The sequence below is a fragment of the Rhodococcoides sp. S146-33 genome (genome assembly GCF_059489205.1).
The window spans coordinates 177,083-192,030 of sequence record NZ_JCAJWY010000001.1 but is presented as its reverse complement, the minus strand read 5'-3'; the positions used below and the strand labels follow the sequence as shown (position 1 = coordinate 192,030).

16 protein-coding genes are annotated in these 14,948 nt (G+C 64.2%); 11 read left to right on the top strand and 5 right to left on the bottom strand.

What is annotated here, in order from left to right; all coding sequences use genetic code 11:
* Window position 1 precedes the first annotated feature (1 nt).
* The 5 genes from AC5WEY_RS00870 to AC5WEY_RS00850 all read left to right on the top strand — a co-directional run bounded on the left by AC5WEY_RS00870 (window position 2) and on the right by AC5WEY_RS00850 (window position 4,199).
* Entirely contained in the window at window positions 2–922 is a 921-nt protein-coding gene (locus AC5WEY_RS00870) for a ferritin-like domain-containing protein (RefSeq protein WP_495644293.1), read from the top strand.
* Window positions 919–2,442, top strand: coding sequence for a flavin-containing monooxygenase (locus AC5WEY_RS00865; protein WP_495644292.1), 1,524 nt, complete (start codon window positions 919–921; stop codon window positions 2,440–2,442). Before AC5WEY_RS00870 ends, AC5WEY_RS00865 begins: the two co-directional genes overlap by 4 nt.
* Before the next feature lie 112 nt (window positions 2,443–2,554).
* The gene (locus tag AC5WEY_RS00860) at window positions 2,555–3,289 is read left to right on the top strand and encodes a MerR family transcriptional regulator (protein ID WP_057478945.1); all 735 of its coding nucleotides are present in this window, start codon (window positions 2,555–2,557) and stop codon (window positions 3,287–3,289) included.
* A 77-nt stretch (window positions 3,290–3,366) separates the two neighbouring features.
* Complete coding sequence (locus AC5WEY_RS00855) at window positions 3,367–3,573, top strand: hypothetical protein (RefSeq protein WP_032376182.1); 207 nt, start codon at window positions 3,367–3,369, stop codon at window positions 3,571–3,573.
* A 71-nt stretch (window positions 3,574–3,644) separates the two neighbouring features.
* Window positions 3,645–4,199, top strand: coding sequence for a YdcF family protein (locus AC5WEY_RS00850; protein ID WP_057478944.1), 555 nt, complete (start codon window positions 3,645–3,647; stop codon window positions 4,197–4,199).
* A 12-nt stretch (window positions 4,200–4,211) separates the two neighbouring features.
* On the opposite strand, the gene AC5WEY_RS00845 is transcribed toward AC5WEY_RS00850, so the two are convergent.
* Both AC5WEY_RS00845 and AC5WEY_RS00840 read right to left on the bottom strand, forming a co-directional pair.
* A complete protein-coding gene (locus AC5WEY_RS00845) occupies window positions 4,212–4,577 on the bottom strand; it encodes a CrcB family protein (RefSeq protein WP_495644291.1) in 366 nt (121 codons plus the stop codon).
* On the bottom strand, window positions 4,574–4,969 hold the full coding sequence (locus AC5WEY_RS00840) for a fluoride efflux transporter FluC (RefSeq protein ID WP_495644290.1): 396 nt from the start codon (window positions 4,967–4,969) through the stop codon (window positions 4,574–4,576). Before AC5WEY_RS00840 ends, AC5WEY_RS00845 begins: the two co-directional genes overlap by 4 nt.
* Before the next feature lie 80 nt (window positions 4,970–5,049).
* Between AC5WEY_RS00840 and AC5WEY_RS00835 the strand changes: the two genes are divergently transcribed.
* The 3 genes from AC5WEY_RS00835 to AC5WEY_RS00825 are packed head-to-tail and all read left to right on the top strand — an operon-like array spanning window position 5,050 to window position 7,725.
* Complete coding sequence (locus AC5WEY_RS00835; protein ID WP_442971008.1) at window positions 5,050–5,430, top strand: STAS domain-containing protein; 381 nt, start codon at window positions 5,050–5,052, stop codon at window positions 5,428–5,430.
* Window positions 5,431–5,451: 21 nt separating this feature from the next.
* Window positions 5,452–5,916 (top strand): ATP-binding protein, encoded by a 465-nt coding sequence (locus AC5WEY_RS00830; RefSeq protein ID WP_057478941.1) that lies wholly within the window; start codon window positions 5,452–5,454, stop codon window positions 5,914–5,916.
* Between the two features lie 21 nt (window positions 5,917–5,937).
* Window positions 5,938–7,725 (top strand): ABC transporter ATP-binding protein, encoded by a 1,788-nt coding sequence (locus AC5WEY_RS00825; protein WP_495644289.1) that lies wholly within the window; start codon window positions 5,938–5,940, stop codon window positions 7,723–7,725.
* A 4-nt stretch (window positions 7,726–7,729) separates the two neighbouring features.
* Here AC5WEY_RS00825 and AC5WEY_RS00820 read toward each other — a convergent pair whose 3' ends face one another.
* Both AC5WEY_RS00820 and AC5WEY_RS00815 read right to left on the bottom strand, forming a co-directional pair.
* Window positions 7,730–8,101 (bottom strand): hypothetical protein, encoded by a 372-nt coding sequence (locus tag AC5WEY_RS00820; protein WP_495644288.1) that lies wholly within the window; start codon window positions 8,099–8,101, stop codon window positions 7,730–7,732.
* 93 nt (window positions 8,102–8,194) lie between these two features.
* The gene (locus AC5WEY_RS00815; RefSeq protein ID WP_495644287.1) at window positions 8,195–8,701 is read right to left on the bottom strand and encodes an arsenate reductase/protein-tyrosine-phosphatase family protein; all 507 of its coding nucleotides are present in this window, start codon (window positions 8,699–8,701) and stop codon (window positions 8,195–8,197) included.
* A gap of 153 nt (window positions 8,702–8,854) precedes the next feature.
* Between AC5WEY_RS00815 and AC5WEY_RS00810 the strand changes: the two genes are divergently transcribed.
* Window positions 8,855–10,210, top strand: a complete 1,356-nt coding sequence (locus AC5WEY_RS00810) for an Hsp70 family protein (RefSeq protein WP_495644286.1) — start codon at window positions 8,855–8,857, stop codon at window positions 10,208–10,210.
* Between the two features lie 16 nt (window positions 10,211–10,226).
* Here AC5WEY_RS00810 and AC5WEY_RS00805 read toward each other — a convergent pair whose 3' ends face one another.
* Window positions 10,227–11,165 (bottom strand): endonuclease/exonuclease/phosphatase family protein, encoded by a 939-nt coding sequence (locus AC5WEY_RS00805; RefSeq protein WP_495644285.1) that lies wholly within the window; start codon window positions 11,163–11,165, stop codon window positions 10,227–10,229.
* 357 nt (window positions 11,166–11,522) lie between these two features.
* Between AC5WEY_RS00805 and AC5WEY_RS00800 the strand changes: the two genes are divergently transcribed.
* Both AC5WEY_RS00800 and AC5WEY_RS00795 read left to right on the top strand, forming a co-directional pair.
* Window positions 11,523–12,527, top strand: a complete 1,005-nt coding sequence (locus AC5WEY_RS00800; RefSeq protein ID WP_495644284.1) for a DUF1839 family protein — start codon at window positions 11,523–11,525, stop codon at window positions 12,525–12,527.
* Entirely contained in the window at window positions 12,524–14,941 is a 2,418-nt protein-coding gene (locus tag AC5WEY_RS00795; protein ID WP_495644283.1) for a glycoside hydrolase family 2 protein, read from the top strand. Before AC5WEY_RS00800 ends, AC5WEY_RS00795 begins: the two co-directional genes overlap by 4 nt.
* Window positions 14,942–14,948 lie beyond the last annotated feature (7 nt).

Genomic DNA, 14,948 nt, shown 5'->3' with positions numbered 1-14,948 from the left:
CATGGCAATGGATTTCGAAGACATGTTGACCAAGATCAAGGACCGTCAGTGGGCATTGGCGGACATCGATTGGGACGGCCTGGGAGCCGAGACCATCAGCCCCGAACTGCACGCCAAACTCAAGCCGTTCATGTCCGATCTGATGTGGATCGAAAACGTGGGTGCTCGCGGCTTCGCGGCGATGGCGCTCAAGGCTCCGAACGAGACGCTGGCCGAGATCTATCGATACTTTCACGCCGAGGAGCAGAAGCACGCCAACGCCGAACTCGCTCTCATGCGGCGTTGGGGCATGCTCGACGGTGACAAGATGCCCGAGCCCAACATCAACGTCAAGCTCGTGATCGATTGGCTCGACAAGCATTCCGACGGGCTGTCCCTGACCGTGCTGGGCACCGTCATACCGATGCTCGAGGTGGCGCTGGACGGTGCACTGGTGAAGTTCATCATGGACGAGATCGACGATCCGGTGTGTCAGGCAGTGTTCAAGAAGATCAACTCCGACGAATCTCGCCATCTTGCAGTGGATTTCGCCGTCATCGAACTGCTCGGGCATTCCCGGATGCGCAAGCTGCTGGTCGAGACCATCGGTGCGTGGATGAACCCGGCCCTCATCGTCGGATTGCTGCGCTACATCCCACTGCTGAACAAGATGCGCGACAACATCGTCGAGATGGGCGTGGACGAGCAGCGTCTGTACACCGCGATGAAGCGATTCCGCAGTGTCGGGGAGCGCAGCCCGGAGGCACTGCGCGTGCCGATGTATCGATTTGTGCAGTGGCACAGCAGCATCGTCATCAACCGCAAGCACCCGTACCACGTACTCGCGGACGGCCTGGTGAAGCTCACTCGCCGGTACCCGAGCAAGACCCTCAATTCCGAGCCCACCTGGGCCAAGGAACTGACCTACGAGCCCGTCGCATGAGCGAGTTCGACGTACGCGAAGGTGTACTCGACGCGGTGATCGTCGGTGCGGGATTCGCTGGAGTCGGCACCGCTATCCGGCTGCGCAACAGTGGAATCGAGAATTTTGCCATCCTGGAACGTGGAAGCGCGGTCGGTGGAACCTGGCGCGACAACACCTATCCGGGCGCAGCCTGCGACATACCGTCCAGGTTGTACTCGTACAGTTTTGCCCCCAATCCCAACTGGTCGCACACATACTCCGGTAGCGGCGAGATTCTCGACTACATCCACACGATGGTCGGTGAGTTCGACATCGAATCGCGTATCCGATTCGGACACAACGTCGTCGACATAATCTGGAACGAAGCGTCCGGGTATTGGCACCTGAGCATCGACGGGTGCCCCGATGTTCGGGCGCGTGCGGTGGTGATGGCCTCGGGCCCGCTCGCCAATGCCAGCCTGCCGAACATTCGCGGCATCGACACCTACGAGGGGCGCAAGATCCACAGTGCTCGGTGGGATCACGACTACGACTTCGAGGGTAAGAAGATCGCCGTCGTCGGAACCGGGGCGAGCGCGGTGCAGATCGTTCCCGAACTGGTGAAGATCGCCGATACGGTCAAGGTGTTCCAACGTACCCCGGGTTGGACGCTGCCCAGAATCAATCGAAAGGTGCAGGCAGGCACCAAGCGTCGATACGCCCGGTACCCGCAGACACAGACCCTGGCGCGTTCGCTGTGGTTCTGGGGCCACGAGTCCGTTGCCCTCGGTGTCGTATGGAAGACCCCGTTGACGCGCATCGTCGAACTGGCCGGTCGTGCCCATCTGCGTCAGCAGGTTCGCGATCCGTGGCTGCGGCGACAGCTGACACCCCGGTTCCGGGCCGGCTGCAAACGACTGTTGATGACCAGCGACTACTACCCGGCACTGCAGAAGCCGAACTGCACGTTGGTGACCTGGCCGATCGCAACGCTCTCGCCCAAGGGTATTCGAACCGTGGAAGGGGTCGAGCATCAGTTCGACGCCATCGTGTTCGCCACCGGATTCGACGTCTCCAACACCGGGACGCCCATACCGATCACCGGCCGTGACAGGCGCGTGCTGGCCGACGAATGGAGCGCAGGGGCCAAGGCGTACAAGAGCATTGCGGTCTCGGGATATCCGAACATGTACTTCACGTTCGGTCCCAATTCCGGACCTGGACACAGCTCTGCTCTGGTGTACATGGAGGCCCAGATCGACTACATCGTCGAGGCGATCTCCCTGGTGCTCGAGAAAGATTTGCACAGTGCCGATGTGCGCCAGGACGTCCAGGATGCCTACAACGAGGAGATGCAGCGCAAACTGGCCAAGACGACCTGGAATTCCGGTTGCAGCAGTTGGTATCTCACCGAGGACGGCTTCAACGCCACCATGTTCCCGGGCTTCGCCACCCAGTACGTCAACCAACTCAGAGGTGTCGAACAGAGAGACTTCACCATGGTTCCGCGCCGCGTCGATCTGCCGCGGGAACCGGCACGGGCCGTCGCCCACTCCTGAATCGCTCGCGAGCACACTTCTCGTTGCGGTGACGTTGGGCTCCGGCTCCCCCTTCTGCCGCGTGGTCGACGTATATCCTGTGGGTCGACGCGCGGCGGAGGTAGGGAGCTCGGTGGAATATCGAATCGACGACTTGGCCCGAGAGGCCAAGACGACCACTCGCAACGTGCGGGCGTACCAGGAACGAGGCCTCCTGCCGCCACCCACCCTCCGCGGACGAGTCGGTATCTACGGTGACGATCACCTGACGCGGTTGAAGGTGATCGATTCTCTGCTCCAACGTGGGTTCACCTCGGCGCACATCGCCGACTTCCTCTCGGGCTGGGAGCAGGGCAAGGACCTGGAGGAAATCCTGGGTCTGCAGGAAATCGTGACTCGTAAATGGTCCTCGGCCGAAACCACCACCATTCCTGTCGACTTGATTGCGGAATTTCTCGGCGAGGACAACAACGACATCGTTGCCCGACTGATCGACGCGCAACTGATCAGAATCGACGGGGACCAGGCCGAGATCCTCGACCCCACTCTCCTCGAGGTGTTCGTCGATCTCAGCCAGTACGGCTTCACTCTCGAACACCTACTCGACCAGCACGAGCGGACCGCGTCGATGATGAATGCCATCGCGGAGTCGATGGTGCGGAGTGTGACCGACCATCTCGCCGCGAAACACGGACCGGGTTGGCTTCCCAAGTCGGGGGAGGTGGCCGAGACGACCGAGATGTTCGAGAAGATGCGCAGTCTGGCGATGAAATCTGCGCAGGCCGAGCTGGCTCGCGCCCTCGACCGCGTTCAGGAGCAAGCTCTGAGCGACTATCTGTCGCAGACGCTGTCCAGGCAGAACGAGTGAATGGTTTGCCGACTGCGACAATCGGACATACGTAGCTCTCGACAGCCGAACGGCGGCTGACCGCCTAAGGGGGCACCATGAGGTTCGTAACGTTGATCGTTCTCGTCTGGCTGATCATCGGCGCATTCGCGTCGTACCAGCGTGGAGATTTCGAGAGCGCACCCGACAACTGCGCAGGCGCGGGCACCATTGCCCTGACCGTCGTCGCAGGACCGCTCAACTACTTCGGCGTCAACCCCGAGGTCACAGATTGCAACGTCACGGTTCCGCAGCCGAGTGAGTGATCCGAGTCTCTGACCGCGCGGACGCGGAACACCTTCCCTAACCTGGTGGGGTGTTCCGTGGACGCCTGTCGATGCTTCTCGCCTTCGCGATCCCGGTTGTGTTGGTGTCGTTGGTGGGCGTCGGCGGATACATCGCGTTCACCAAAGCCCGCGTCGATCCACTGACCACCGCCGATGCCATCGTGGTACTCGGCGGCGAGCACGACGGGCGCGAGGCTTACGGCATTTCTCTCGCTCAGCAGGGTCTGGCGAAGACGGTGGTGCTCTCGGATCCGTACGGATCCAGCGACCCCACCATGAAAAAGGCCTGTGCGGCCTCCACCGCCGAGTTCGAGGTGCTGTGCATTCCGCCGATTCCGTCGACGACGCGCGGAGAAGCGATGTTCACCGAGGAGCTCGCCCGCGAGCGCGGGTGGAATCACGTCATCGTCGTCACATGGCGCTACCACCTACCGCGCGCTCGGTACATCTTCGATCAGTGCTTCGACGGCACCGTCACGATGCGTCCGACGCCACGCGCCTACGACTTCTCCCTCGTCGAATGGGAATTCACGTACCTCTATCAACTTGCGGGGTTCGTCAAGGCCGGCGTGCAGGGATCGTGCCAGGACTCGGCGGGCGACTGACCCGGGTGGGGCTCACCCGATCTTGTAGTAGAGCGTGACGCCCGACTTCCAGGCCAGAAATCCGAACATCGCCGCAGCGATACCTCCCACGACATTTGCGACGAAAAAGGTTGCCGCACTCCGATACCGCCGCCGTCGGGCGAGTCCGATCGTGACCGATACCAGTGCCGCCATCGGTGCCACCGAGGCCAGGAAGCCGACGCCGACCACAGATCGGAGAGCGTCCGGTGGATCGATCGCGAACACCGACCCCAGCGCTGCGCATGCCAGAAGATTCAGCGCGGACAACCGACGGCGGGATGTGATCGCGAACGAGAACACGAACTGGAGAAGTGCCGCCAGCGCGCCCCCGACGGCCACGAGAACGATGGTCGTCATCGGCTGCTCGGTCTTGTCACAGCGGCACCGATGGCCATGGCGATCAATGCGATGACAGGAGTGGCGACGAGGTACACCACCGAGTTCCACGCACCGCGGTGCGTCACCGCCTGCAGCGCATACAGGCTGAACGTGGTGAACCCGCACGCCAGCCCGAACACTCCCGCGCGAGCAACCGGGGCCGACCGTCCCGACAGATAACCGAGGGCGGCTCCGACGACGAGGCAGCCGAAGACATCGACGCCGAACGTGCTCATCAAGAGCCATCGCGGCGTGACGCGCCACGTCCAGACCTCGTACCGCATCGCCGCACCGACCGCACCGCCGACGGTGACCGCGAGGTACTCACCGATCGAACGACGACGGTCCGCTCCCCGCAGTCCCTCGATCACCGAAGCAAGCCTAATGGGAGTCGAGCCAGTCGGCCGATCGGAAGAAAGTCGGCCGGGGTGTGCCGGGGTAAAGTCGCCGTGTGACTGTGGACGACATGGGCCTCGGGCCCCAGCACTTCGATGTGATCGTGGAGTGGCGTGATCGGGATGTGGTTCTGGCCGTATCCGGCGAATTGGATCTGGCGACTGCTCCCGACCTGTCCGAGTCGGTTGCTCTCGTACTCGAGAAGTCGCCGACGGCAGTGGTGATCGATCTCAGCAACGTGGGATTTCTCGCGTCCGCCGGTATGTCGCTGCTGGCATCCACTCATCAGCAACTCGGCAGCGAGGCCGGGTTCGCGGTGGTCGCAGAGGGTCCGGCCACCGGTCGGCCACTCACGCTGGTCGGTCTGGACGAGGTCTTCGGTATCTATGCAACGGTGGACGAAGCTTTCGTTGCACTTCGTAAGGGTAGATCCTGAACTTTTGGGTAGACGGGACTCATGATGGCGACACTCTCCGGAGGTGACGACTCACGTTCCGACAGTTCGATCTCGACGGCAGGCACGCGAATGAAAGAACTGGTGTTCACCGGCGAGCCTGCTGACGCTGATCGTGCGTCGGCTATTCGTCGTGAGCTCGGTGAGTGGTTGGACAGCGTGGGAGTCGATCCGGATCGGGCTTACGACGTGGTGTTGGCGACCTACGAGGCGATCGCGAACAGCGTCGAGCACGCGTACCGCGATCATGCCGACCGTGGAACTCTCGATATCCGCGTGCTGTGGGCCGCGGAGGGTCGGATCGACGTGAAGGTGGTCGACCGCGGCGACTGGGCATCGCACAACTCCGATCCCAATCGTGGACGTGGCGTCCCGCTGATGCGGGCATTGGCCGACAGTGCGGCGGTCACGTCGGATCAGAACGGGACGACGGTCCACATGATCTGGGATGCGGTCGGCACTACCTGATTCCTCCGGCACACTGGTGGCATGGTCGACGTGCAGATCGCTACAGCGGAGAAGAAGAAGATCACTCTCCCCAACCTTCGTGTGCTGTGGCAGTTCGTTCGACCGCACAGCCGAACCCTTGCGGTCGGAATGGCCCTCGGTCTGATCGGAACAGGTGCCGCTCTGGCCACCCCGATGGTCGCGAAAGGTGTGCTCGACGGCCTGGGCACCGATGCCTCGCTGATCGGGCCGATTCTGTTGCTCGTGGGTTTGCTCGTAGTGGGGTCGGTGGTGCTGTATTTCCAGTGGATCGTCCTGGGGGTGCTGGCCGAGCGGATAGTCCTCGACGCCCGCAAGTCCATCGTCCGTAAATATTTCGGAGCCACTGTCGGCAGTCTCGGCACGCGGCCAACCGGCGAGCTCGTCACCAGAGTCACCTCCGATACCGTATTGCTGCGTGAGGCGGCGTCGAATGCGTTGGTGGCCATAGTCAACAGTGTCGTGGGCCTGGTGGGCGCACTGATTCTGATGGCGGTTCTCGATCTGGTTCTGCTCGGTGCGATCGCGACGGCCATCATCGCGATCGCGGTCCTGTTCTCGCGTTTGATGCCGCCGATTGCCGTGGCGCAGCGACAGTCTCAAGAAGCAGTGGGTCGTTTGGGCGGAATCCTGGACGGCACCTTGCGGGCAATTCGCACCGTCAAGTCGAGCCGGGCCGAGACCCGTGAATCGGAGCGGGTGATCTCCGAGGCACGCACCTCCGCTCAGCACAGTGTGCGGGCGGTGAAGATCTCGGCACTGGCATGGACTTTCGCCGGTGGCGGTGTTCAATTGGCCATCATCGGGATCCTCGGTCTCGGTGGCTATCGAGTCAGCACCGGAGCGCTCGCGGTGTCGAGTCTGATTGCGTTCCTGCTGTACGCATTTCAAGTGATGGGCCCGGTCCAGACCCTGGCCACCAACATCACCGCGTTGCAGGCCGGAATGGCGGCGGCTGCACGTATTCGCCAGATAGACGATCTGGTCACCGAGGTGGGTGTGGAAGGTTCGACGCGCTCGGTGAGAACCGACTCCGTTGCACCCGCCCTCGAATTTCGTAGCGTCACAGCGCGATACGCGCCCGGTCGAGAACCCGCCGTGCACGGTATCGACCTCGAGGTGCCGGCACGTGGACACACGGCGATCGTCGGACCGTCCGGTGCAGGCAAGACGAGCGTGTTCTCGTTGATCCTGCGTTTCCTGACGCCCGAGAGCGGTGAGATCCGGCTCGGCGGCACCTCGTACGAGCACCTGACCATCGACGAGGTGCGATCCCGACTGTCCTACGTGGAGCAGGAGACGCCGGTGATCCCCGGATCGATCCGAGACAACCTGCTGTTCAGCCATCCCGAGGCCAGCGAGGCCGACATCTGGACGGCACTCGAGTCGGTGCACCTGGGCTCGACCATCCGTGCGCTGGACGACGGGTTGGACACCGATCTGATCGGCTCGACCGTTTCCGGCGGTCAGCGTCAACGAATTGCGTTGGCGCGCGCCATCGTTCGTCGGCCCGAGATTCTTCTGCTCGACGAGGCCACCGCGCAGGTGGACGGTCGCACCGAGGCGGCCATTCACGAGGTGATTCGGGCCATTGCGTCCGAGGCCGCCGTGGTCACCATCGCGCACCGGCTCTCCACGGTGCTCGACGCCGATACGATCCTGGTGATGGAGGACGGAGTTGTCCGCGCTCGGGGCACTCACGAGGAACTGATGAACTCCGACTCGCTGTACCGAGAACTGGTGGCGGCATTGCGCATCGGCGATGCCACCGCGCTGCCGAGCCCGAGCTGAGCAGCTAGCGTCCGGAACCGGATTCCGTGGTGGTGGTCTCGTCGTCCGACTCTTCCTCGGACGTGGTGGTCGATCGGTCGGCACCGGTCGTGCGACGCGAGCTCCGCGTCGTCGTCTCGGACCGATCCGGCGTGGTCGTCGTGGGACGAGCGGTGGTGGGCACCGCGACCTGCCACGTGGGGGACGGGGGTACGACGACGATCGTCGAGCTCGGCGACGCCACGACCGAGCTCAGGTTGTCCGACTTCAGTGCGGGTGGACGCACCGTCTGATCCGTGTCGTCGAACGCGCCGCCCAGAGCTCCGATGGTCAAGCCGACGGCGATGGCCACTCCAGCGCTTGCCACTGCTGCCAACGCGATGACCTTGTCGCGCATGCACAGACCCTAACGCCGTGGCCGAACCCGGATGGTCGGCAATGATGCGAGAACGTTACCTCAGGGTGCGGGGCTGTGAGGGATGGACGTTCGTCACGGCGTCAACCGCAGCACGGTGGGCAACGCTTCCGCGATCAGCTCTCCGGCCAGCTCGTACTCCGAGGGCTCGCGGCGGTAAGGATCTCCGATGTCCAGGGTGTCCACCCGATGTACCGCTCGCGCATCCGCGAGAGCAGCGATCGTGTGTGCGCCCGACGCGGCGGCCAGGCCGGCTGCTTCGAGGAGAGTGAACGTACGACGCATCTGCCGCGGTGCGAGGGCGAGAACGGCGTCGCGATGAGCGGACGACATCGTCAGCACCAGGTCTGCGTCGGCAGCGATTGCCGGTGTGAGGCGTCGAGCGACGAAACCGTCCGGATCGCCGCCGAGCTGAGTCAGCACCATCGCGGCAGTCAGGTCCATGGCGTGACCGGTCAGACCCTGGGTTCCGGCGCTGCTCGCGGTCAGGTCGAACCCACCTTCGTGGGCGAATGCGGCAGCGAGGCGCTCGGCCGTCGGAGATCGGCAGATGTTCCCGGTGCAGACGAACAGAACGCGCATGCGGCAACTGTAATGGTGTCGTCGACGCGAGATGTCGCGTCCACTGGGGCCCGGTCGCGGGACGCGCTACAGTGTGCCTTTGGGGGGATCGAGACTGGTTCGTGACATCGGGTCTCGGCGTGTGTTCACGGGGAAATCGACAAGAGGCGGGTAATGACCGAAGTTCTCGGTGTGTCGGTGGGGGCCAGTGCGGTCCGCATGGCTCGCCCTGACGCGCGCCCGCACAATTCGGGTCGCCTGGATTTCCACCACGACACCGTCGACGCCTACTGGGATCGTGCCGAGGAGTTGGCGGCCGAGTCGATCGGGGTGGTGCTGTCTCAATCGGGCGACAGCGGACCCGTGCAGGCGACCGGAGTCGCATACCGCGATCAGCAGCAATTCGGTGAGATCCAGCAGGCGATGGCGAGTCAGCGCCTCTACAACTACCGGTTGGTGCCCGAGGCGCGTGCGGCGTTGCAGTACCTCGAGGCATCGGGCGAACTGGGCCATTTCGGCACGATCGGGCTCTACGACCTCGGCAGCTCCGGGTTGACCATCAGCGTCATCGACCGCGGCACCGGCCAGGTATTGCTCGCCGAGCGCACCATCGACATCAGCGGTGACGACTTCGATCGGCTCATCTCGGACAACCAGCTCGCCAAGCAAGGCGTCGACATTGCCGACAACCAGGAGCTGAGCCAGTTCACCGCGCGTTGCCGGGTGGCCAAGGAGCAGCTGTCGACCAGTGGTGCAGTGTGCTTGCCGGGCGAGGGCGGCGTCATTCTGATCTCCCGCGAGGCGTTCGAGTCGCTGGTGACCGTTCCGATCGAGTACTCGGCCCGGTTGGTACGTGACGTCATCGGGCGATCACCCAAACACGTCGACGCCCTTGTCCTCATCGGAGGCGGAGCGCGTATTCCGCTGGTGGAGTCGATTCTCGGTGCGTGGATCGGCCTTCCGATCATCACCCCGGCCGATCCGGAATCAGTCGCTGCCCGTGGTGCGGCACTGTTGGCGACTCCGGTTGCCGATACGCCGCGTCCGCCCACTCCGCCCCCGGCCCTACGGCAGTCGTCGTCCGAGCCCGCATCGTTGTCCGGAGCTCCCGATTGGTTGAGCCCGGACCCCGCGTCCGACAAGCCGATCGACTCCAAGCGCAAGGTCCGCGGCGCGGTACTCGTCGCGGGTGGTCTCGTTGCCGTCGCCGCCCTGGGGTTGTCTCTCGGGTACGGCGGTGGTTCCACGCAGCCGACCAGCGCTCCGGCGGAAACGACGGCTCCGATCACGGCGGTGCCCACCACACCGAGAACGACGATTCCGCGTACCAGTGCGCCACCCACCACCACGACCGTGCCGCCCACCACGGAGGCTGCGCAGGCTCCGGCCCGCACGTACTCCGAGCCGGATTACGTTCCCCCCGCGGCGCCGGCACCCGCGCCGCCGCCGCTGATCCCGGGCCTCCCGCAGATTCAGCTGCCGCAGATCCAGTTGCCGCCGCCGCCGGTCTTCCAGCTGCCGCGTTTCTAGCCCGCGCTCGTCAGGCTCAGGGCAGCTGTACCTCCGCGAGAACCGCCAGGTGATCGCTCTTCGGGATCGTGAGCGGCTCGACCGACAGAGCACGAACGTTCTCACTCGTCACCACATGGTCGAGGCGTGCCAGCGGTCGCTCCGACGGGAACGTGCGGAACAGGCCCGCGCCCGCTGCGTCGGCGGCGTCGGAGAACGGAGACGACGCCAACGTCCGGAACTGCCGGTGATCGTTGGTGGCGTTGAAGTCTCCGGCGACGATTGCGGTCTCCTGGTAGGTCTCCATGATCGACCGCATCCTGGCCAGATCGGCATTCCATTCGGTGGTGTGCCGGGGTGTTGCCGGCGACATCGCGTGGAACGAGACGAGAGTCAGATCCTGCCCGTCGACGGTGGTTCGTGCCTGTACCGGCACGAAGCCGAAATTGTCGAGACGGGTGCCCTCGGTCAGCGGTGTGCGGCTCCACAGGCCGGTGCCGTCGGCCACGGGCAACGCAGCGGTGAAGGAGAACGGGAGTAGTTCGTCGATACCCGCCGCCTGCAGATCGGTCACTTCCTCGGGCGTCAGTTCCTGGACGGCGAGGATGTCGACGTCGTTGGCACGTACGGCGTCGACTATGGCTGAAGCGTCGGCGTCCCCGTGCGCAACGTTGACGGTCAGCAGGGACAACTCGGGGCCGGAGTTGTCCGGCCCGTCGGCCAGAAACATCGGCACCTGCACGCCGACGACAGCGATCGTGAGCACCACGGCGACGGCCGACCCGAGCCGGGCGCGGGCAGCGGCGAAGAGGATCACGGCGGCGAGTGAGGCGGTGCCGAGATACGGAGCCCCGACAACCAACGCAACAAACGTGATCTCCGTCACTCCCACTTGCCGGACGACGAACATTCCCAGGGTCACGGCGACCAGAATCCAGCCGACGACCTGCGCTGCGGTGCGAACGAAACGGCGCATCGCCGCGGTACCTCCTGTTGCGTGCCCGAGTTGGGCATGGATGTGTCGTGCGTTGTCTACACTCGGCATGTGCCCAGCTCAGAGCCGATATGCAAGTGTCATCACGAACAAGCTGCGCACCGGCATTACCGGCGTGGAACCAACTGTTCGCTGTGCGACTGCCCGCGTTTTCGGGGTCCGATACCGCTTCTGTCGAGATGGTGGCCCAGAAAGTATTTCGCCGAGCGAAAACAATCCTACCGTCCGATCCTGTGCGAATAATAAATCCAGTCGATAGGATTAGGGGCCTGGATACAGGCAATACGGACAAATGCGGCTCGGGGACCGTCCGACATTCGATCCGGTAGGAGAGGCGTCATGTCGAACGATGCAGTGCTGGACAGGCTCGGAACGGGATTGAGGGTCCTCGAGGTAGACCCCATCACGTACCGACCGCACCCGATTCACAACCACGACCGCATCTGGACCGAAACCAACTGTTACGTCGATCTCTGGATCGAGGTACTGCATTCGCTCGGTGCGGACCCCACTCCAGCACTGGCATTCGTACTCAGTGCCGGGTGCGACGGCAGGCAGTGGGACTTCGTGAAGATCATGCCCGAGGACCTGCGCACCTTGTACGGCATCGACGTGGCCGAGATGAACGTGTGGCGGCCCGTGCTCGAGCATGTGGTCGAGGGTCTGGACGACGGCATCCACGTCACCGTGGAAGTCGACGGCTTCTGGCTGCCCGACACCGCGGGCACCAGCTACCGAAACCAGCACACCAAGACCACCATCGTGCCGAACCTCGTCAACCGCGAGGACAAGGTGATGGGGTACTTCCACAATCGCGGGTACTTCGATCTCACCGGGGCCGACTTCGACGGGATATTCAACCTCGCTCCCGAACCGCATGCCGAGGTGCTGTTGCCCTACGTCGAGCAGATCCGGGTGAACTCTGCGGTGCTCGCTGCCGGATTCGGTGATCGAGACCTCGACGTCGCTCGCGCACACTTGGCACGCCGCGCGCCGGGCAACCCGGTGGATGCGCTTGCCCGGCGCATCGTGGCCGACATTCCGCTCGTCCAAACCGCCGGGCCCGACGCATTCCACCTGTGGTCGTTCGGACTGCTCCGGCAATTCGGAGCCACCGCGGAGCTCGCAGCGAACTACGTGGAATACCTCGACGGCCGTGGCGCGCCGGGTGCTGCCGCCGCAGCATCGCACTTCCGCGATGCCGCCTCCGGTGCCAAAGCCGTGCAGTTCCGCATGGCCCGCGCCGCCCGTGGCCGTGACGTTGTGCTCGACGAACCGCTGACCGAGATGAGCAGGAACTGGGCGGTAGCCATGGACCTCGTTGCAGGTGCCGTGGGCACGTGATCGATCTGCTCGACGGCGTCCGGTGGCGGCTGGGCCGAACCGACGCCGGCACCGTTCTCGACCCCGTGGACCTACCCGCCGATCTCGACTGGATCGACGCGGAGGTGCCCGGCACGGTGGCGTCGGCCCTCGGTGCGTCGCGTGGTGCAGCGAACCCGGACGATCACGACTGGTGGTTCGTCGCGGACGTCTCCGCCGCCGACCACGGCCGGGTGCGAGTGACGTTCGGCGGCATAGCAACTCGGGCCCAGATCTGGATCGACGGCAGTCACCGCCGAACGGTCACGTCGATGTTCGTACCCGAGATCATCGATGTGACCGAATGCGGGCCCACGGTCCGTATTGCCGTACACGTCGAATCGCTTGCTGCGCAGCTGAAATCACGCCGTCCCCGCGGGCGATGGCGATCGTCGTTGATTGCCGCGCAGGGGCTTCGGCACGAGCGGACGACGATGCTCGGCCGGGCGCCGGTGTACGGGCCCCTTCCGATCGCCGTCGGACCGTGGCGTCCGGTGTCGATGACGCCGATTCCCGATGTTCGTCGCCTCGAATCGACGACGGCCGTGTCCGGCACCGACGGCATCGTGGTGCTGCGCGCCGAACTGGGATCCCCCGCTGTGGCTCGAATTCTCGTCGACGACAACGCCTTCGAGCTCGGCACGGTCGAGCACATAGATTCGACTCTGACTCTGCCGGACGTCGAACTCTGGTGGCCGCACACGCACGGTCGACCGCGAACGTACCGGGTGGCGCTCGAGATCGACGGCACCGTACATCACACGGGGGTTGTCGGCTTTCGTACCGTGGAGCTGGACCGCTCCGACGGCGGCGCGCAACTCGTGGTCAACGGAGAGGACGTGTTCTGCCGAGGTGGAACGTGGACGCCGCTGGATCCGGTGCGATTGTGGTCCTCGGAGGCGGATCTGCGTGCCGCGCTCGAACAGCTTCGCTCCGCGGGTCTGAACATGGTTCGGGTGGTCGGCACCCTCGTGTACGAACAACCCGAATTCTGGTCGCTGTGTGCAGAACTGGGCATCATGGTGTGGCAGGACCTGATGTTCGGCACCGTCGACCCGCCCACCGACGAGACCTTCACGGCGTCGGTCGCCCGCGAACTCGACGCGTTTGCCGATACCGTGTCGGCCAACCCGGCACTGATGTTCGTCAGCGGCGGAAGCGAGACGCAGCAGCAACCGACGATGCTGGGGCTTTCCGCCGCAGATCAGCGAATGGAGATGTTGGACAGCGTTGTTCCCGACTTTCTGGCCGATCGTCTGCCCGACGCGGCGTATGTGACGTCGAGTCCGTCCAGTGTGCAGGGCGAGCTGCACACGCACGTGGGTGACGGTATCGCTCACTACTTCGGTGTCGGCGGGTATCTCCGTCCGCTGTCCGATATCCGCACTGCCGGTGTACGTTTCGCGGCAGAATGTCTTGCATTTGCCGTGCCCCCGGAACGGGCGTCGGTGGAGCGGTTCTTCGGGTCCTCAGCTGTGGCAGGTCACCACCCGGAATGGAAAGCTGCTGTCCCTCGCGATCGCGGCTCGTCCTGGGATTTCGAGGATGTGCGCGATCACTACGTACGCAGCATCTTCGGCGTCGACCCGCATCTTGTCCGCCGGGACGACGCCGAGTTGTATCTCGATTACGGCCGAGCCGCGACCGTCGAAGCGTTCACGGAGGCATTCGGCCACTGGCGTCGGGCATCCTCGGGGTGCGCCGGTGCCCTCGTGCTCACGTTGCGCGATACCGTTCCCGGTGCCGGCTGGGGCATAGTCGATACTGCCGGGGTGCCGAAAGCGCCCTTCTACGCCTTGGCGCGAGCAAGCGCGCCGATGGCACTACTGCTGTCCGACAACGGACTCGACGGCTACTCGGTGGAATTGGTCAACGACGGTCCGGCGTGCACGGGCACAATGCGAGTGGTGCTGCACGCCGCTGGGGGCAGTCACGAATTCGAGCAGCCGGTGAAGGTGGACACGAACTCCTCGGTCGCGCTGACGGTGGACTCCATCGTCGGCACGTTCACCGATGTCAATCATGCTTACCGCTTCGGCCGTCGAACCTACTCCGCCGTCACCGCCGCATTCCTGGACAGCAGCGGGGTCGAGTTGACGCGCACCACCGTCCTCGTCGGCCCGCAGGCCCGTCAGAACACTGTGGGGTTGTCTGCCGAGGTGACCGAGACGCGTACTGGTTCATGGGAATTGACGATTCGATCCGAGTGGGCGGCGCAGTACGTCTGTGTCGACATCGACAACTTCCAGGTATCCGACTCGTGGTTCCATCTGGCACCGAACGAACCCCGGACGGTGACTCTTGTCGGTGATGGCGCGCCCCGCGGACACGTACGTGCGCTGAATTCCGTGGAGCGGGCTACGGTTGCGCCCAAGGTCGTGAGCGGTAATTCGTAGTGGGCTA